This window comes from Polaromonas sp. (assembly GCF_016185115.1).
GTDB lineage: Bacteria > Pseudomonadota > Gammaproteobacteria > Burkholderiales > Burkholderiaceae_C > Polaromonas.
Map to the genome: position 1 here is coordinate 434,425 of NZ_JACPOF010000017.1, position 17,544 is coordinate 451,968.

Here is a 17,544-nt window from a genome sequence, read left to right on the forward strand (position 1 = left end):
CTAGGCCCTGTCCGCCACACGTTCGCCCAGCAGGCCTGACGGCCTCAGGGTGAGCACGAAGATCAGCACGATGAACGCGAAGATATCGGAGTACTGGCTGCCCAGAACGCCGCCTGTCAGCGGGCCGATGTAACCCGCCCCTATCGACTCGATGAGCCCGAGCAGGATGCCGCCCAGCACCGCACCGCCAAGGTTGCCGATGCCGCCGAACACCGCAGCGGTGAAAGCCTTGAGGCCGGGCAAAAAACCCATGGTGTGTTGCACGGTGCCGTAATTGGAGGCATACATCACGCCGGCCAGTGCGGCCAGCACGGCGCCGATGATGAAGGTGGCCGAGATAACCGTGTCCGGTTTGACACCCATGAGTGCGGCAACGCGCGGGTTCTCTGCGGTAGCGCGCATGGCCCTGCCCAGTTTTGTGTAATGCACCAGCCACATCAGGATGGACAGCGAGACCGCCGTGGCGCCAAGAATGAAAATCTGCGTCACGGTGATGACCGCGCCACCTACATGGATGGGGTCGGCCGGCAGCAGTGTCGGGTAGGGTTTGTAATTGGGCTTCCAGATGATCATGGCAAGTGTCTGCAGCAGCAGCGACATGCCGATGGCGGTGATCAGCGGTGCCAGTTTGGGGGAGTTGCGCAGTGGGCGGTAGGCGATTTTTTCAATCGCAAAATTCAGCGCAGCGCAAACTACGCAGGCAATCAGCAAGGCAATCAGCAGGATCAGCCAGCCAGGGGCATTGGGCATGGACTCGCGCATCAGGCCGATGATGGTCCAGCTGGTCAGTGCGCCCACCATCAGTACCTCGCCGTGCGCGAAGTTGATGAGGTTGATGATGCCGTACACCATGGTGTACCCCAGAGCGATCAGGGCATACATGCTGCCCAGAACCAGACCGTTGATGATCTGTTGCAGGAATACTTCCATAAAACGGCTCTCCCATGACTTGTAGAAAATTCTGCGCGCCTGATTGTGAGGTCAGGTTAACAAAAAGCCCGCCTTGGTGGCAATGGAACTTGTCCAAAGACTGTCCACAGAGCCGGGGGCGAGCTGATGCGCAAATTGTAGCCACGGGGCTTTAGCGAGAATCGGGCCAACCTGCCGGTTTCTGCGGGGTTTACCCGTGGAAAACACAGGTCGATACTCTTTTTCAGTCGCCTTTTGACCCGGACTGTTTGTCCCGGTTTTTCTGCTTCAGCTCATTGAGCTTGTCGGCAATGCGGATTTCAAGGCCGCGGTTGACCGGGCGGTAAAACTCGGGCGCCTGCATGCCTTCGGGGAAATAGTTTTCACCGGCCGCAAAACCATCTTCCTCGTTGTGGGCGTAACGGTAGTTCTTGCCGTAATCCAGCGACTTCATGAGTTTGGTCGGGGCATTGCGCAGGTGCATGGGCACAGGGCGCGTTCCGTCATTCTTGATGAAGGCCTTGATCTCATTGAAGGCCACATAAGCGGCATTGGATTTGGGGGCAATCGCCAGATAGAGCACACACTGCGCCAGCGCCAGTTCACCTTCAGGTGAGCCGAGCCGTTCATACACTTCGGCGGCATCAAGCGCCATGCGCAGCGCGCGCGGGTCGGCCAGGCCGATGTCTTCGCTGGCCATGCGTATCAGCCGGCGGGCCATGTATTTGGGCTCGGCGCCGCCATCGAGCATGCGCATGAACCAGTAGAGTGCGGCATCAGGGTCTGACCCGCGCACGGATTTGTGCAGCGCCGAGATCGTGTCGTAGAACTGCTCGCCGCCCTTGTCGTAGCGGCGCATGCGCTCGCCCAGCACCTTCATGAGCCAGGCATCAGTGACTTCGGTAATCGGGCCGGATTTTTCGTTGCCTGCCGCGACTGCCAGCGACTCCAGTGTGTTGAGCAGCCGGCGCGCGTCGCCATCGGCATAGGCCACCAGCCTGTCGATAGCTGCGGCCTCCATGCTTTCAATGCCCTGCAGCGCCTTGCGTTCAAGCGCTACGGCGACGATCTTGCGCAGGTCGTCTTCCGACAACGGCTGCAGTACATAAACTGCTGCGCGTGAGAGCAAAGCCGAGTTCACCTCAAAAGACGGATTCTCTGTCGTTGCGCCAATAAAGGTAAACAGGCCACTTTCAACATGCGGCAAAAAAGCATCCTGCTGGCTTTTGTTGAAACGGTGCACCTCGTCAACAAATACGATGGTGGGCTTGCCCCCGGCATCTGCGAGGTCACCGCTCTGGCCGCGCCAGATGGTGGCCTGCTCTACCGCTTCACGGATTTCCTTGACACCACCCAGCACCGCAGAGATGGTGATGAAGTGCGCATCAAAGCTGCTGGCCATGAGGCGCGCAATGGTGGTCTTGCCGACGCCGGGCGGGCCCCAGAGAATGCAGCTATGCGGCTGGCCGGACTCGAACGCGATGCGCAGCGGCATGCCTTCGCCGAGCAGGTGCTGCTGACCTATGACTTCACCAAGTGTTTGCGGGCGCAGCCGCTCCGCCAGCGGAATCGCAGGCGTGTTTTTTTTGTTGCTGGTGGATCGGGTTGCCGTCATGGTGTCCAAGCTTAACCCGCTCAAGAGGCCGGCAAGCGCTTCGTTTACTGGCGGATCACGGCCGCACCGGCAGGCGGCTTGAACTGGAAGCTGGCAGGCGCCAGCGTGGGGTTGACTTCAAACTGGTTGAAGGTCATCACCGACTTCTGGCCAAAGCTGTCGAGGATTTCAAGTGCGGCCAGTTCACTGCCCTTGTCTGTGGGCTTGAGACCGACGGTGATGCTCTGCAACTGGCCGTCCTTGCCCTTGGGGGTGGCTTCAACCCACTGCAAACCTGACTTTTCAGGCAACGCTTTCAGATTGAAATCAGCCTGCAGGCCTTTAAGGTCAGACGCCGTTGCGATCACTGCTGCGGGCGTACCGTTCAGCGCCTGCGCGAGTTTGCGCGAGGTCACCTGGTTCAGGTCCATGTCATGCAGCCACAGCGTCTGGCCGTCAGACACAATGCTTTGTTCAAACGGCCTGGTGTAGACAAACCTGAAGCGGTTGGGCCGCAGAAATTCAAACGTGCCACTGGAGGTTTTTGTTTTGGGCGCTGCGCCGTCTTTGGCGGGGCTGGTCACGACCTGTGTGAACGCGGCGCGGCCACTCTTTGTGTTTTTGACGAAATTTTCAAGACTGTCCAGCCCCGAAGTCTGCGCATGCGCGGCAACACAAGCCAAGGCCAAAGAAGCGACGGCCAGTAGACGAGAAGATGAAGAAATGGCTTTTGTAATCATGAGAACAAGTTTGGGGCCAGCCTGTCGATTTGCCTGTCGTCATTCAGCCCGTGCGGGCACCAGAATTTCACGCTGACCACTGCCCGACATGGCACTGATCAGGCCGGCTTTCTCCATCTCTTCCAGCATGCGCGCCGAGCGGTTATAACCAATCTTCAGGTGACGCTGCACCAGCGAAATCGAGGCCTTGCGGTTTTTCAGCACCACCTCTACGGCCTGGTCGTACATGGGGTCTTTGTCGCCACCGGCTTCGCTCAGGTCCCCACCCAGGTCGCCGCCCTCCCCGTCCACGGTACCGCCTTCCAGCACGCCGTCGATGTAGTTGGGTTCGCCCTGGGACTTGAGGTAAGCCACCACGCGATGAACTTCGTCGTCACTCACAAACGCACCATGCACCCGGATTGGAAAGCCTGTACCACTCGGCATGTAAAGCATGTCACCCATGCCTAACAAAGCCTCGGCGCCCATCTGGTCCAGAATGGTGCGGCTGTCGATCTTGCTCGACACCTGGAAGGACAGGCGGGTAGGAATATTCGCCTTGATCAGGCCGGTGATCACATCAACGCTGGGGCGCTGAGTGGCCAGCACCAGATGGATGCCGGCAGCACGCGCCTTTTGTGCAAGACGCGCAATCAGCTCTTCAATCTTTTTGCCGACCACCATCATCAGGTCGGCCAACTCATCAATGACCACCACGATGTAGGGCAGGCGCTCCAGCGGCTCGGGCTGGTCGGGCGTCAGGCTGAAAGGGTTGTAAAGAAATTCGCCGCGGTCTTTGGCTTCTTCAATCTTGGCGTTATAGCCGGCCAGGTTGCGCACGCCAAGCTTGCTCATGAGCTTGTAGCGCTTTTCCATCTCCATCACGCACCAGTTCAAACCGTGCGCGGCCTGACGCATGTCGGTGACGACGGGGGCCAGCAAATGCGGAATGCCTTCATAGACGCTCATTTCCAGCATCTTGGGGTCGATGAGCAGCAGGCGCACATCACGTGCATCGGCCTTGTAAAGCAGGCTCAGGATCATCGCGTTGATACCGACCGACTTGCCTGAACCAGTGGTGCCGGCAACCAGGCAGTGCGGCATCTTGGCGAGGTCAGCCACCACGGCATTGCCGCCGATGTCCTTGCCCAGGCCAATCGTAAGCAGCGAGCGGGCTTCGTTGTACACCTGCGAACCCAGAATTTCACTGAGCTTGATGGACTGGCGCTTGGCGTTGGGCAGCTCTAGCGCCATGAAGTTCTTGCCGGGAATGGTTTCAATCACGCGTATAGACACCAGGCTGAGCGCACGCGCCAGGTCTTTGGCAAGGTTGACGACCTGCGAACCCTTGACGCCTGTGGCGGGTTCGATTTCATAACGCGTGATGACCGGGCCTGGCGCTGCAGCAACCACGCGCACTTCAACGCCAAAGTCCTTGAGCTTTTTCTCGATGAGGCGCGAGGTCATCTCAAGCGTCTCGGGCGCTACGCTTTCCTGGCGGCCCACTGCACCGTCGAGCAGATCGACCTGCGGGAGTTTGGAGTCCGGCATCTCGCTGAACAGCGGCTTCTGGCGCTCTTTGGCGACACGTTCGCTTTTGGGAATGTCGACCAGCGTGGGCTCAATCAGCACAGGCACAGGGTGGTGTTCTTCAATTTCTATGCGCTCATCGACAAGGGTCTCTTCACGCTCACGCGCGGCGAGTTTGCCGAGAGCAAGATCTTCTGCAATCTCGCGTTTTTCACGGCGCGAGTCGATGAGGTTGTAAATCCACTCGCCAATGCCCTGGGCCGCGTGCGCCCAGGAAAAACTGAACACCACGGACACGGCAATCACACCCAGCGCAATCAGCACCAGGCCCGAACCGGCAAAACCCATCCACTTCATGCCGGCACTGCCAACCAGATAACCCAGGGCGCCGCCCGCCTGATCAGGCAGCCGGCCTTCAAAACGGTAGAGCCGCGACCACTCCAGTCCGGCACTGGCAGCCAGCAGCAGCAGCAGCGACAACCAGAACTTCAGGCGGCTCGTGTGCAGGCCGGAAGATTCGGCACGCGATTCACCCCGCAGCCAGCGCGCCAGTGAGGCCAGCCAGACGCGGGCACCAGCGGCAAGCATCCACCAGACCGAGAAGCCGAGAAGAAAATAACTGGCATCGGCCAGCCATGCACCAAGGCGACCACCCCAATTGCGTGCCGCCGCTGGCAGCAAGCCGGTGGCCTGCCCGCTGCCAGAGGTGGACCAGGCGGCATCCTGCGGTGAATAGCTGAGCAGGGCCGCCAGCCAGAAAACCAGGCCCAGCAGGCCAAGAATCAGGGCAACCTCATGGGCAAACCGCTTGACGCCAGCAGGCGCGCCTGCGGCCTGGGCATTTCGGGAATTCAGGGTGTCGAGAGAGTAGGTCATGTACTTTTCAGAGCTTACCGCAGTCGGGTAAAAGGTCCGAAAACGGCAGGCAGGCTGCCGCAGCGGTCAGGCGAACAGCCGTAAGGGCTAACCGAGGGAATTCAGGCGTTCCTTGACCAGCATGGAGCCGTCGCTGCGGGTTTCGATAAAACCGCGCTCTTCAAGGTCTTTCATCACACGGCTGACCATCTCGCGCGAGGCGCCGACCATTTTGGCCAGATCCTGGCGGGACACCTTGTCGCGGATGATCGCATTACCTTCGGAGTCAACAACGGCAAATTCAAGCAGCGCACGGGCAACGCGTCCGTACACGTCCATCAAGGCCAGCGATTCGATCTTGCGGTCTGCGTGGCGCAGGCGCTGAACCAGGCCCTTCATCACGGCATAGGCCATGGACGAATTTTCAGGCAGGCAGCGGGCAAACTCCTGCCGGCCCAGCACCAGCACATCGGTCTGGACTTCTGCGCGCACGGTGGCGGAATGGGGTTCGTTGTCTATCAGGCTCATTTCGCCGACATAATCGCCGGGCTGCATCGTGGCAAGAATGACTTCCCGGCCGCGTGCATCTGTGGTGATGACGCGGGCACGGCCGGTCAGGATGATGGACAGGGCGTTGGACTTTTTGCCCTGCTCGACGATAGCCTCACCCCGCTTGAAGCGGGATTTGATCACTGCCTCGGACACCGATTCAGCCTGGGCGGCAGTCAGCATGGAAAACAGGGGAACCCGGCGAATCAGTTCCAGGTTGGACACCATCGTAGACATATTTGAATTTCCTCCGACCTCACCGACGACAGGACTAAAGCGTCTTCATACAATTGCATTTTTAATGCCAGGATTGCATGCTGGGTTCAGCTTCCCCAATATCGCGACTTTAACTGAGTTGCCTGTATCGCAAAATCACTTTTCACAATGAAACATTCTAAAGTCCTGATTCTCGGCTCCGGCCCTGCTGGCTACACCGCCGCCGTCTATGCCGCGCGCGCCAACCTGAACCCGGTGCTCATCACCGGCATCGCGCAGGGCGGCCAGCTGATGACCACAACAGAGGTCGACAACTGGCCCGCCGACGTACACGGCGTACAGGGGCCAGACCTGATGCAGCGCTTTCTCGAGCATGCAGAGCGTTTCAAGACAGAAATCATTTTTGACCACATCAACAAGGTCGATTTCAGCAAGCGCCCCTTCACCCTGACCGGCGACAGCGGCACTTACACCTGCGACTCGCTCATCATTGCCACCGGCGCATCGGCCAAATACCTGGGGCTTGATTCTGAAACCGCTTTTATGGGCCGCGGCGTCTCAGGGTGTGCGACTTGCGACGGTTTTTTCTACCGGGAACAGGAGGTCTGCGTGGTGGGCGGCGGCAACACCGCTGTTGAAGAAGCCCTGTATCTGTCAAACATTGCCAGCAAGGTTTACCTGGTTCATCGCCGCGACAAATTCAAGGCGGAAGCCATCCTGGTCGACAAGCTCAACGAGAAGGTGGCAGCCGGGAAAATCGTCCTCAAGGTGCACAACACGCTGGAAGAAGTGCTGGGCGACCAAGGCGGCGTCACCGGTGTTCGCCTCAAAAGCACGCTGAACGACACGAAGCAGGACATCACCCTCAAGGGCTGTTTTATCGCCATCGGCCATCAGCCCAATACCGACATCTTCAGCGGCCAGCTGGAGATGAAGGACGGCTACATCATCACCAAAACCGGCCTGCAGGGTTTTGCGACCATGACCAGCGTGCCGGGCATTTTTGCGGCGGGCGACGTGCAGGACCATATTTACCGCCAGGCCATCACCAGCGCAGGCACCGGCTGCATGGCGGCCCTCGATGCCCAGCGCTTCCTTGAGCAAAACGACTGAAAAGCGACGTTTTCTGCCAATTACCGACCCATGCTTGCCTTCGGGCAACAGGATTTGGACGAAATCCTTTTTCAGGCTATAATCATTGGCTAAGCTGAATTCCAGAACGTCTAAACGATTTTGGTTTTCGCATCCGATTTCAATTTTTTACGGAGAGTGCTCATGGCACGCGTCTGTCAGGTTACGGGCAAAGGCCCGATGGTAGGAAACAACGTTTCCCACGCCAACAACAAAACGAAACGCCGGTTTATGCCTAACCTGCAATACCGCCGTTTCTGGGTCGAGTCCGAGAACCGCTGGGTGCGCCTGCGCATCACCAGCGCCGGTCTTCGTTTGATCGACAAAAAAGGCATCGATGCCGTCCTGGTGGACCTTCGTGCCCGCGGTGAAGTCTAAGGAGAACCGACATGGCTAAAGGCGCACGCGAAAAAATCAAGCTGGAATCAACCGCCGGCACCGGTCACTTCTACACGACCACCAAAAACAAGAAGACCACGCCCGACAAAATGCTGATCATGAAATTTGATCCAAAAGCACGCAAGCACGTGGAATACAAGGAAATCAAGCTGAAGTAATTCGGCCTGCTCTCCACGCAGCGTTTGCTGCGACAAAAACCGCTGTTATCACAGCGGTTTTTTTATGTCTGCATGATTCGTGTTTCAGGCAAGCACTGCCGAATCGCCCTCGCCTTTGGCAGTTCCGGCCAAACCGCAGCGCACGACCTCTGCAGCAGCCTGTCGATACTTTCTCAGTGCTGCGGCAGGGAGATTCATACATGGTTGCCGGCATGGTCAGTCGCGGCCGCTTGCAGCGAAGACCGGCGTAAAAAAACCGCCTGGCGTTTCCGCCGGCGGTCAGTTTTGTCTGGCTTGCGCCAGGGAGGTGATCAGGCGCGGGCAGCGCGCAGCTTCATCGAGAACTCGCGCAGGGCGGAAATACCGCTTTCCTCAGCACGGTGGCACCAGGCCTGCAGGTCAGCAGCCAGTTGCTCACGCGATGCATTGGTGCTCAGCCACATCTGGCGCAGCTCTTCACGCATGGTGACCATCTTGTCCAGCACAGGGTGTTCAGCCCTGGCCTGGGCAATCTGCGTCCTGGCCGTGGCAGGCACCTTGTCGTCGTCACGATGCAGCCAGCGGTTGGCGACGCGCAAGACAGAAATGTCCGCTTTTTTTGCCCGCAGCAGTTCAACTTCGGCACGGCCAGCACGGCGCAGTTCGCGCGCGAAACCAGCCATCACTTCATAACGGTGGGCGATCAGGGCTTCAAGGGTTTTCTCGTCGGCCACAGGCTGGATGGAACCCAGTTGCAGCTTGGGCGGCACCTTCTTGACGCTGGCCAGGCCCACGCGCTCAAGCGCACGGATGTAGATCCAGCCGATGTCGAACTCGTAAGGTTTTACAGAGAACTTGGCCGATGTTGGATAGGTGTGATGGTTGTTGTGCAACTCTTCGCCGCCAATCATGATGCCCCAGGGCGAAATATTGGTGCTGGCGTCAGGCGCCTCGAAGTTGCGATAGCCCCAGTAGTGGCCGATACCGTTGATGATGCCGGCTGCCGTCACGGGAATCCAGGCCATCTGCACGGCCCACACGGCCAGGCCGGCAACGCCGAACAGGGCCAGGTCGATGATCATCATCAGGCCAACGCCCTGCCAGCTGTAGCGGGTATACAGGTTGCGTTCAAGCCAGTCGTTAGGGGTGCCGTGGCCGTACTTGACCATGGTTTCCTTGTTTTTGCTTTCGGCGCGATAAAGTTCGGCACCTTCCCAGAACACCTTCTTGATGCCGTGGGCCTGCGGGCTGTGCGGGTCTTCAATGGTTTCGCATTTGGCGTGGTGCTTGCGGTGAATGGACACCCACTCTTTGGTCACCTGACCGGTGCCAAGCCACAGCCAGAAACGGAAAAAATGCGACGGAATGGCGTGCAGGTCCATGGCGCGGTGCGCCTGGTGGCGATGCAGGTAAATCGTCACGCTGGCAATGGTGATGTGTGTGGTCACCAAGGTGTACAACACAATTTGCCACCAGCTTGCAGCGAGAAGTCCGTGGGCCAGCCAGTCAATGGCGGCGTCAAAAACAAACATGTATGTCCTTTAAACAATCCGGAAAATGCAGCCAAAAATGGCCGCTGTTCGGGCGATCCGGGCAGCCCCTTATTCTAAACGGAAGCCCCCCGAAAACAAAGCTTTTCATCTGACCTTCAGAGGGAGTCAGGTTCCCGAAACACTTCAAATCAGCGCATTTGAGAACTTGTTCCGGCTTATTGGCCGATGATCATGCTTTTTCCCAAACTGCCGCAAAGAAACCATCGGTATGGTGAAGATGCGGCCACAGGCGCAAATGCGGGCCGCTCACAAGCGTTTCGGCATGCTCCACCCCAAGGTGAGTCAATAAAGATCCGGTTTCAAGAGGCGTGAATTCTTTATTTGCAGCGCCAAAGGCCTCCGCAATCGCCTCGTTTTCCTGCCTCAGCACGCTGCAGGTCGCGTAGACCAGCCGGCCGCCCGGTTTCAGCAGGCGCGCGGCGCTTTGCAAAATCGCGGTTTGTTTGGCAACCAGCTCTTCAATCGCCTTGGGGTTCTGCCGCCATTTCAGGTCAGGGTTGCGCCTGAGCGTTCCGAGTCCCGAACAGGGCGCATCGACCAGAACCCGGTCGATCTTGCCGGCCAGGCGCTTGATGCGGTCATCGCGCTCATGCGCAATCGCCACCGGATGCACGTTCGACAAACCGCTGCGCGCCAGCCGCGGTTTGAGCGCATCCAGCCGGTGACCCGAGGTGTCAAAGGCATACAGGCGGCCGGTGTTGCGCATCATGGCGCCCAGGGCCAGGGTTTTGCCGCCTGCACCGGCGCAAAAATCAACCACCATCTCGCCGCGCTTCGCATCAACCAGCAAGGCCAGCAACTGCGAGCCTTCGTCCTGCACCTCGATGGCGCCGCGCGTGAAGGCATCAAGTTTGCCCAGTTGGGACTTGTCGGCCAGGCGCAGGCCCCAGGGCGAATAAGGCGTGGCCACGGTCTTGAGTGATGCCCTGGTCAGCTCCTTCTGGATGTCGGCACGCTTGTCTTTCAGCGTGTTCACGCGCATATCAAGCCCGGCTGGGGCATTGAGACTTTCGACCAGCGGCCAGAAGTCGTCGCCGAGCTGCTCCTTGAGCGGCTCGACCAGCCATGCCGGCAGGTTGTGGCGATGGAGTTCCATCAAATCGGCCGGTTTGACCTGGTCACACCTTTTTAACCAGTCGATTTCCTGGTCGGTCAGTGCAGCCAGCAGGAAGTCGCGGTCTGCAGCAAAACCCAGGATCGCCAGCCGGCGCTCGGGCGGGCCGCTACCGTGCTGGGCGAGGTAGGTATAGAGGTTTTTCTTGCGCAATACATCGTATATGGTTTCGGCAACCGTTGCGCGCTCACGCGGCCCGAGGCGAAACTCGCGGAAATAGCGCGAAAGCACCATGTCTGCCGGGTGGTCAAATTTGAGGACCTGCTTGAGAAGCTCGGAACAACTGTCGAGTAAGGCTTTAGGATGCATAGAGGGAACTTGTCCGTGGGTAATTTGGGGCCGCGCAAATGGGTTTTCGTGATGAGCTGCCAGGCGCAAAATCCAAGGCAAGACTGATGCCTTGCCTGATTTTGCAACAACGCAGATCGCCCGAAAACCCATTTGCCCTGCGGGTTGTGACGAAATCGGGCGATTTGACTACCAAATCCCTTGCATGGGCATGAGCCCATGCGGCGTGATATTGGCAGCCAACTCATCCCGATTGCGTCGCAACGCGACCCCAAATTACCCACGGACAAGTTCCTTATTGTCCCACCCCTACTCTTCTCCCAGCCCTTTACCCTTACACCGCAAGCATGTCCGACACAACGCCAGAGAATTTTCCGCCGCTCATCGAAACGCCACTGGGCCGTTACCGCCACTACAAGGGCATGCTCTACGACGTGGTCGGCACCGTGCGCCACAGCGAAAGTCTGGAGCCCATGACGCTTTACCGAGCGCTTTACGGGGAGCATGGCTTGTGGGTGCGACCAGCGGCGATGTTCAATGAGGAGGTTGTGATTGAAGGCGTGCAGCAGCCACGGTTCACCAAGGTTGATGACGCGACACCCATCAAATAAGCGACGTCGTCGATAATCGTGGGTTATGTCCGAATCCACTGAAATCGAAAAACAGGTCAAGCGCCGCCGCACGTTTGCCATCATCTCCCACCCCGACGCGGGTAAAACCACGCTGACAGAAAAGCTGCTGCTGTTCTCGGGCGCGATCCAGATCGCCGGCAGCGTCAAGGCCCGCAAGGCCGCGCGTCATGCGACCTCGGACTGGATGGAGATTGAAAAGCAGCGCGGCATCTCGGTGGCTTCATCGGTCATGCAGATGGAATACCGCGACTGCGTGATCAACCTGCTCGATACGCCGGGCCACCAGGATTTCTCTGAAGACACATACCGCGTGCTGACCGCTGTTGATGCGGCGCTGATGGTGATTGATGCCGCCAACGGCGTCGAGCCGCAGACCCGCCGCCTGCTGCAGGTTTGCCGCGCGCGCAACACGCCCATCCTGACCTTCGTCAACAAGATGGACCGTGAGGTTCAGGACCCCATGAGCGTGATGGACGAGATCGAGCGCGAACTCGGCATGACTGTTATCCCTTTCACCTGGCCGGTGGGCATGGGCAAGCTCTTCCACGGTGTGTATGACAGGCGCGAAGACCGCATGCGCGTCTTCAGCCCCGGCGAAGAAAAAGCCGGTGGCGACGATGAAATCCTGACCGGGCTGGACAACGCAGAAGCAGTCAAACGCTTCGGTGCCGAATACACCCAGGCGCAAGGCGAGATTGAACTGGTCGCCGGCGCAACGCCTGAATTCAACCGTGATGAATTCCTGGCGGGCAAACAAACACCGATGTTCTTCGGCTCGGCCATCAACAACTTCGGCGTGCAGGAGGTGCTGGACGCGCTGGTAGACCTGGCGCCCGCGCCCGCCGACCGCGAAGCCATCCAGCGCGTTGTGCACCCGGAAGAGAAAAAATTCTCGGGCGTTGTGTTCAAAATCCAGGCGAATATGGACCCAGCCCACCGCGACCGCATTGCATTTTTGCGCGTGGCCAGCGGCGAATTCACGCGCGGCATGCGGCTGAAAGTCGTGCGCAGCGGCAAGGAGCTTCGCCCCAACACCGTGGTCAGCTTCATGAGCCAGCGCCGCGAATTGCTCGACACCGCCTTTGCGGGCGACATCATCGGCATCCCCAACCACGGCGTGCTGCAGCTGGGCGACACACTCACCGAAGGCGAGGCGCTGCAGTTCACCGGCCTGCCGTTTTTTGCGCCTGAAATGTTCCGCTCGGTTGAAGTCGCCGACCCGCTGCGCAGCAAGCAGTTGCGCGCAGGTCTCACGCAGCTGGGCGAAGAAGGCGCCATCCAGGTCTTCAGGCCGATTGCCGGCTCAGTGCTGTTGCTGGGCGCTGTCGGGCAGTTGCAGTTCGAAGTGGTCGCGCACCGGCTGGAGCATGAGTACGGCGTCAAGGCACGCATCATGGGCAGCAGTTTTAACCTGGCGCGCTGGGTGACGTCTGAAGACCCGAACGAGCTGAAGAAATTCATGGACGCCAATGCGCATCGCGTTGCACTTGACGCGGTGGATGCACCGACTTTGCTGGTAGACCACAGTGCCACTTTGCGTGCGGTGGAGCAGCAGTGGCCCAAGATCAAATTCCACGCGCTGCGCGAGCACGCCGGGCTGGTCTTCCAGTCCAAGATGTGATTCGGGCGCGGATCGCCGCAAGAGCATTACATCGGTAACATTTCCATTGCTTTTGCGGCAAACCATGCGACAGTGCATGGCATTCGAAACCAACCGAGGAAGAGACCATGAAATCCATCATCGCCAGCGCCGCACTCATCGCCGCCATGAGCCCCGCTTTTGCCCAGATGTACAACTCTGCGCCTGACCCCTGCACGCCGGTGTTTGCCGCCTGCGAAGCTGCCGGTTACTCGAAAGACGAAACCGCACCCGCAGGCAAAAAGATCTTCGCGGAATGCGGCGGCCCGCTGATGCACGGTAAAAAGGTTGAGGGCGTCAAGGTCGATGCCAAGGTTGCAGCACGCTGCACCCGCTTCAAGGCCGACAAGGACAAGTTCGAGAAGAAATGGCAGCTCACCAACAAGTGAAGGCTACCGCTACAGGCCGCGCTACGCCCGCTGGGGCAACGGCAGCGCAGTCTTGTAGCGCACCTGCTTGAGCGCAAAGCTCGAGCGGATTTTTTCGATGCCCGGGATGGGCGTGAGCTGTTCCAGGATGAATTTCTCAAGCGCGGCGATATCGGCAATCGCGACGCGAATCAGGTAGTCGCTGTCGCCCGTCATCAAATAGCACTCCATCACCTCATCGTGCTCGGCGATGCGGCGCTCAAACTCACCCAGCGCCTCCTTGCTTTGTGAGCGCAGGCTGATGGAGATGAACACACTCAAACCCAGCCCCAGCGCCGCCGCACTGGCAATTGCCACATAGCGGTCGATCACCTTCGCCGATTCCAGCGCCTTGACGCGCGCAAGGCAAGGCGACGGACTCAAATGCACACGCCGCGCCAGTTCGACATTGGACAGCGAACCATCACGCTGCAGTTCATCAAGAATCTTCAAATCAATGTTATCAAGCTGCATAAGACTTACAAATTAGGTTTATTCGGCATTTTATGCTTCAAATAAGGGTTAAAACCCGTTATTGAAGCAGCACCTTTCGCGTGAAAGTACGTAAAGTCAAAATGCCATGAATGACACTACCCCACTCCATCTTTTGCAGGCTGCGACAGCCATGAACAACATCGATCCTGATCCGCAGGAAACCGCCGAATGGCGCGAAGCCTTCCAGGCGCTGGTCGCCACCCAAGGCCCCGCACGTGCACGCCAGATGCTGGACGAACTGAGCCGCGTCGCGCGCACCCAGCGCACCGGCTGGCAACCGGATTTGTCGACACCCTATGTCAACAGCATTCATGTGAATGAGCAACCGGTTTTCCCGGGCGATCTGGCGATGGAAGAACGGCTGGCGTCATTGATGCGATGGAACGCCCTGGCCATGGTGGTCAAGGCCAACCAGGCAGAAACCGGCGGCTCGGCAGAGCTGGGCGGCCACATTGCCAGTTATGCCAGTGCGGCCGATTTGTTTGAAACCGGCTTCAACCACTTCTTTCATGCGCGTGAAGGCACGGCTGAAGGCCAGCACCGCGGCGACCTCGTGTTTTTCCAGCCGCACAGCGCACCCGGCGTTTACGCACGTGCCTATCTCGAAGGCCGCCTCGAAGAAAAAGACCTCGGCTTTTACCGGCAGGAACTGACATCGGGCGACGCGCAGGGCCTGTGCAGCTACCCGCACCCCTACCTGATGCCGGACTTCTGGCAGTTCCCCACCGGCTCCATGGGCATAGGCCCCATCAGCTCGATTTACCACGCACGTTTCATGCGCTACCTCACGCACCGCCGCCTGCTCGACTGCACAGGCCGCAAGGTGTGGGGGGTGTTCGGCGACGGCGAGATGGACGAACCCGAATCCATGAGCGCGCTGACGCTGGCCGCACGCGAAGGCCTGGACAACATGGTCTGGGTGGTCAATTGCAACCTGCAGCGCCTTGACGGCCCGGTGCGCGGCAATGGCCGCATCATCGATGAGCTTGAAAAACTGTTTGCCGGCGCAGGCTGGAACGTCATCAAGCTGGTATGGGGCAGCGACTGGGACGGCCTGTTTGCACGCGACCTGACTGGCGCGCTTGCCAGCGCGTTTGCGCACACGGTCGACGGCCAGATGCAGACCTTTGCCGCCAAGGACGGCCGCTTTAACCGCGACAACTTCTTCGGCCAGAACGAAGAACTGGCGCGCCTGGCGCAAGGCATGACGGACGAACAAATCGACCGCCTCAAGCGCGGCGGCCACGACCTGGTGAAGATCCACGCCGCCTACGCAGCGGCTGCCAACCACAAGGGCCAGCCGACGGTGATTCTTGCGCACACCAAAAAGGGCTACGGCATGGGCAGCGCCGGCCAGGGCAAGATGACCACGCACTCGCAGAAAAAATTCGACGAGACCGACCTGCTGGAGTTCCGCAACCGCTTCAACCTGCCGCTCAGCGACGAGCAGGCCAAAAGCCTGACCTTCTACAAACCGGCTGCCGACAGCGCAGAGATGCAGTACATGCACGCCAAACGCACGGCGCTCGGCGGCTACCTGCCCAAACGCGAGACCACTGCGGACATCGTGCCCATCCCCGCCCTGCCTGCCTACGCCAGCTTTGCGCTGAAGGCCGACGGCAAGGAGATGAGCACCACCATGGCTTTTGTGCGCATCCTGGGTGGCCTGCTGAAAGACGCCGCCCTGGGGCCGAAGATCGTGCCCATCGTGGCCGATGAAGCGCGCACCTTTGGCATGGCCAACCTGTTCAAGCAGGTCGGCATCTACTCCAGCGTCGGCCAGCGTTATGCGCCTGAAGACATAGGCTCGGTGCTCAGCTACCGCGAAGCACTGGACGGCCAGATTCTTGAAGAAGGCATCAGCGAAGCCGGCGCACTGGCCAGCTGGACGGCCGCCGCCACCAGCTACAGCGTGCACGGCCTGGCCATGTTGCCCTTCTATATTTACTACTCGATGTTCGGCTTCCAGCGTGTGGGCGACCAGATCTGGGCTGCCGCAGACCAGCGCGCACGTGGCTTTTTGCTGGGCGCCACCTCGGGCCGCACAACACTGGGCGGAGAAGGCCTGCAGCACCAGGACGGCACCAGCCACCTGATTGCAGCGACCATCCCGAACTGCAAGGCCTACGACCCGGGTTATGCCTGCGAGCTGGCCGTCATCCTCGACAAGGGCATGCAGGAAATGATGGTCGAGCAGAAGGACGTGTTTTATTACGTCACGCTGATGAACGAGAACTACGCCCAGCCCGACCTGGTTGCCGGCAGTGAGGCCGACATCATTCGCGGCTGCTACAGCCTGAAACGCTTTGCCGCAAAGAGCGGGTCAAAAGAGGTCACGCTCATGGGTTCGGGCGCCATCCTGACCGAAGTGGTCAAGGCCGCGCAGCAGCTCGCCGACCAGGGCATCAGCGCCACGGTGTACAGCGTGACAAGCTGGAGCGAGCTCGCGCGTGATGGCGCGGCCTGCCAGCAGTCGGCGCTTGATGGTGAGGCCAGCGCAAAAACTTTCGTGGCGCAACAGCTTGAAGCCAGCAAGGGTCCTGTCATCGCGGCGACCGACTACGTGCGCGCCGTGCCCGAGAGCATTCGTGCCTTCCTGCCCGAGGGACGCAGCTACCTGACCCTCGGCACCGACGGCTTTGGCCGCAGCGACACGCGTGCGGCGCTGCGCAATTTCTTTGGCGTGGATGCAGCCAGCATCGTGAAGGCAGCGCTGCACCAGTTGGGCTGACGAGAGGCAAACAAAAGCCCCGCATGGCGCAAACCATGCGGGGCTTTTTCATTTCATGCAGGCCTCAAACAAGAGGCCGACAGAAATTACTTAGGCAGCAGAACCTTGTCAACGACGTGGATCACGCCGTTGGACTGGTACACGTCAGCGATGGTCACGGTGGCAGAGCCGCCTTTTTCATCCATGACCATGACCTTGCCGCCAGCTGCCGATGCGGTCAGCGTGCCGCCGGCAGCGGTCTTCAGCATGGCCTTGCCGCCGCCAGCCGCGATGGCCTTGGTCAGTGCCGCTGCGTCCATCTTGCCGGGCACCACGTGGTAGGTCAGCACGCCGGTCAGCGCGCCCTTGTTTTCCGGCTTGAGCAGGGTGTCAACCGTGCCGGCAGGCAGCGCTGTAAAAGCGGCGTTGGTCGGTGCAAACACGGTGAACGGGCCGGCGCTCTTGAGCGTGTCGACCAGGCCTGCAGCCTTGACGGCGGCGACCAGCGTGGTGTGGTCTTTTGAGTTGACGGCGTTGTCAACGATGTCCTTGCTGGCATACATGGGCGCGCCACCGACGGTGACCTGCGCGAACGCCGATGCTGCGCTGAAGCCCATGGCCAGTGCCAGGCCGATGGAAGCGATCTTGTGTGTTGTCTGCATGTGAA

16 protein-coding genes are annotated in these 17,544 nt (G+C 59.5%); 7 read left to right on the forward strand and 9 right to left on the reverse strand.

Features of this window, described 5'->3' with window-relative positions:
- The 5 genes from HYX42_RS12220 to HYX42_RS12240 all read right to left on the reverse strand — a co-directional run bounded on the left by HYX42_RS12220 (position 1) and on the right by HYX42_RS12240 (position 6,393).
- Positions 1 to 930 (reverse strand): branched-chain amino acid ABC transporter permease, encoded by a 930-nt coding sequence (locus HYX42_RS12220; RefSeq protein WP_293403286.1) that lies wholly within the window; start codon positions 928 to 930, stop codon positions 1 to 3.
- A gap of 223 nt (positions 931 to 1,153) precedes the next feature.
- The gene (locus HYX42_RS12225; protein ID WP_293403288.1) at positions 1,154 to 2,524 is read right to left on the reverse strand and encodes a replication-associated recombination protein A; all 1,371 of its coding nucleotides are present in this window, start codon (positions 2,522 to 2,524) and stop codon (positions 1,154 to 1,156) included.
- 44 nt (positions 2,525 to 2,568) lie between these two features.
- Complete coding sequence (gene lolA, locus HYX42_RS12230; RefSeq protein ID WP_293403290.1) at positions 2,569 to 3,243, reverse strand: outer membrane lipoprotein chaperone LolA; 675 nt, start codon at positions 3,241 to 3,243, stop codon at positions 2,569 to 2,571.
- A gap of 39 nt (positions 3,244 to 3,282) precedes the next feature.
- Positions 3,283 to 5,628, reverse strand: a complete 2,346-nt coding sequence (locus HYX42_RS12235) for a DNA translocase FtsK (RefSeq protein ID WP_293403292.1) — start codon at positions 5,626 to 5,628, stop codon at positions 3,283 to 3,285.
- Between the two features lie 87 nt (positions 5,629 to 5,715).
- A complete protein-coding gene (locus tag HYX42_RS12240; protein ID WP_293403294.1) occupies positions 5,716 to 6,393 on the reverse strand; it encodes a Crp/Fnr family transcriptional regulator in 678 nt (225 codons plus the stop codon).
- Positions 6,394 to 6,540: 147 nt separating this feature from the next.
- Between HYX42_RS12240 and trxB the strand changes: the two genes are divergently transcribed.
- From trxB to rpmG, 3 genes are all read left to right on the forward strand, one after another.
- Positions 6,541 to 7,485, forward strand: a complete 945-nt coding sequence (trxB, locus tag HYX42_RS12245; protein ID WP_293403297.1) for a thioredoxin-disulfide reductase — start codon at positions 6,541 to 6,543, stop codon at positions 7,483 to 7,485.
- Between the two features lie 162 nt (positions 7,486 to 7,647).
- Entirely contained in the window at positions 7,648 to 7,881 is a 234-nt protein-coding gene (rpmB, locus tag HYX42_RS12250) for a 50S ribosomal protein L28 (RefSeq protein ID WP_293403299.1), read from the forward strand.
- Positions 7,882 to 7,892: 11 nt separating this feature from the next.
- Positions 7,893 to 8,060, forward strand: coding sequence for a 50S ribosomal protein L33 (rpmG, locus tag HYX42_RS12255; RefSeq protein ID WP_007863188.1), 168 nt, complete (start codon positions 7,893 to 7,895; stop codon positions 8,058 to 8,060).
- A gap of 311 nt (positions 8,061 to 8,371) precedes the next feature.
- Here the strand turns inward: rpmG and HYX42_RS12260 are convergent, their stop codons facing one another.
- Together HYX42_RS12260 and HYX42_RS12265 are read right to left on the reverse strand one after the other, a co-directional pair.
- Positions 8,372 to 9,571 carry an acyl-CoA desaturase gene (locus HYX42_RS12260; protein WP_293403319.1) on the reverse strand — a complete coding sequence of 400 codons (1,200 nt, stop codon included), beginning with the start codon at positions 9,569 to 9,571 and terminating at the stop codon, positions 8,372 to 8,374.
- Between the two features lie 190 nt (positions 9,572 to 9,761).
- Complete coding sequence (locus tag HYX42_RS12265) at positions 9,762 to 11,015, reverse strand: RsmB/NOP family class I SAM-dependent RNA methyltransferase (RefSeq protein WP_293403321.1); 1,254 nt, start codon at positions 11,013 to 11,015, stop codon at positions 9,762 to 9,764.
- A 326-nt stretch (positions 11,016 to 11,341) separates the two neighbouring features.
- Between HYX42_RS12265 and HYX42_RS12270 the strand changes: the two genes are divergently transcribed.
- The 3 genes from HYX42_RS12270 to HYX42_RS12280 all read left to right on the forward strand — a co-directional run bounded on the left by HYX42_RS12270 (position 11,342) and on the right by HYX42_RS12280 (position 13,654).
- Positions 11,342 to 11,605 (forward strand): DUF1653 domain-containing protein, encoded by a 264-nt coding sequence (locus HYX42_RS12270; RefSeq protein ID WP_293403323.1) that lies wholly within the window; start codon positions 11,342 to 11,344, stop codon positions 11,603 to 11,605.
- A gap of 25 nt (positions 11,606 to 11,630) precedes the next feature.
- Entirely contained in the window at positions 11,631 to 13,247 is a 1,617-nt protein-coding gene (locus tag HYX42_RS12275) for a peptide chain release factor 3 (protein WP_293403325.1), read from the forward strand.
- A gap of 107 nt (positions 13,248 to 13,354) precedes the next feature.
- Positions 13,355 to 13,654 (forward strand): hypothetical protein, encoded by a 300-nt coding sequence (locus HYX42_RS12280; protein WP_293403327.1) that lies wholly within the window; start codon positions 13,355 to 13,357, stop codon positions 13,652 to 13,654.
- Positions 13,655 to 13,675: 21 nt separating this feature from the next.
- On the opposite strand, the gene HYX42_RS12285 is transcribed toward HYX42_RS12280, so the two are convergent.
- Positions 13,676 to 14,146: an Lrp/AsnC family transcriptional regulator gene (locus HYX42_RS12285; protein WP_293403329.1), complete on the reverse strand. Its 471-nt coding sequence runs from the start codon at positions 14,144 to 14,146 to the stop codon at positions 13,676 to 13,678.
- A gap of 106 nt (positions 14,147 to 14,252) precedes the next feature.
- Here HYX42_RS12285 and mdeB point away from each other — a divergent pair, with 106 nt between their 5' ends.
- Positions 14,253 to 16,898: an alpha-ketoglutarate dehydrogenase gene (mdeB, locus tag HYX42_RS12290; RefSeq protein ID WP_293403331.1), complete on the forward strand. Its 2,646-nt coding sequence runs from the start codon at positions 14,253 to 14,255 to the stop codon at positions 16,896 to 16,898.
- Positions 16,899 to 16,984: 86 nt separating this feature from the next.
- Here mdeB and HYX42_RS12295 read toward each other — a convergent pair whose 3' ends face one another.
- Entirely contained in the window at positions 16,985 to 17,494 is a 510-nt protein-coding gene (locus HYX42_RS12295; RefSeq protein WP_293403509.1) for a fasciclin domain-containing protein, read from the reverse strand.
- Positions 17,495 to 17,544: the final 50 nt, after the last annotated feature.

Coding starts and splice junctions, on each gene's coding strand:
- mdeB (WP_293403331.1), top strand. CDS start 14,253: ATGAATGACACTACCCCACTCCATCTTTTGCAGGCTGCGACAGCCATG.
- trxB (WP_293403297.1), top strand. CDS start 6,541: ATGAAACATTCTAAAGTCCTGATTCTCGGCTCCGGCCCTGCTGGCTAC.
- HYX42_RS12270 (WP_293403323.1), top strand. CDS start 11,342: ATGTCCGACACAACGCCAGAGAATTTTCCGCCGCTCATCGAAACGCCA.
- HYX42_RS12220 (WP_293403286.1), bottom strand. CDS start 930: ATGGAAGTATTCCTGCAACAGATCATCAACGGTCTGGTTCTGGGCAGC.
- HYX42_RS12240 (WP_293403294.1), bottom strand. CDS start 6,393: ATGTCTACGATGGTGTCCAACCTGGAACTGATTCGCCGGGTTCCCCTG.
- HYX42_RS12225 (WP_293403288.1), bottom strand. CDS start 2,524: ATGACGGCAACCCGATCCACCAGCAACAAAAAAAACACGCCTGCGATT.
- rpmG (WP_007863188.1), top strand. CDS start 7,893: ATGGCTAAAGGCGCACGCGAAAAAATCAAGCTGGAATCAACCGCCGGC.
- HYX42_RS12275 (WP_293403325.1), top strand. CDS start 11,631: ATGTCCGAATCCACTGAAATCGAAAAACAGGTCAAGCGCCGCCGCACG.
- HYX42_RS12235 (WP_293403292.1), bottom strand. CDS start 5,628: ATGACCTACTCTCTCGACACCCTGAATTCCCGAAATGCCCAGGCCGCA.
- HYX42_RS12285 (WP_293403329.1), bottom strand. CDS start 14,146: ATGCAGCTTGATAACATTGATTTGAAGATTCTTGATGAACTGCAGCGT.
- HYX42_RS12260 (WP_293403319.1), bottom strand. CDS start 9,571: ATGTTTGTTTTTGACGCCGCCATTGACTGGCTGGCCCACGGACTTCTC.
- lolA (WP_293403290.1), bottom strand. CDS start 3,243: ATGATTACAAAAGCCATTTCTTCATCTTCTCGTCTACTGGCCGTCGCT.
- HYX42_RS12265 (WP_293403321.1), bottom strand. CDS start 11,015: ATGCATCCTAAAGCCTTACTCGACAGTTGTTCCGAGCTTCTCAAGCAG.
- rpmB (WP_293403299.1), top strand. CDS start 7,648: ATGGCACGCGTCTGTCAGGTTACGGGCAAAGGCCCGATGGTAGGAAAC.
- HYX42_RS12280 (WP_293403327.1), top strand. CDS start 13,355: ATGAAATCCATCATCGCCAGCGCCGCACTCATCGCCGCCATGAGCCCC.
- HYX42_RS12295 (WP_293403509.1), bottom strand. CDS start 17,494: ATGGGCTTCAGCGCAGCATCGGCGTTCGCGCAGGTCACCGTCGGTGGC.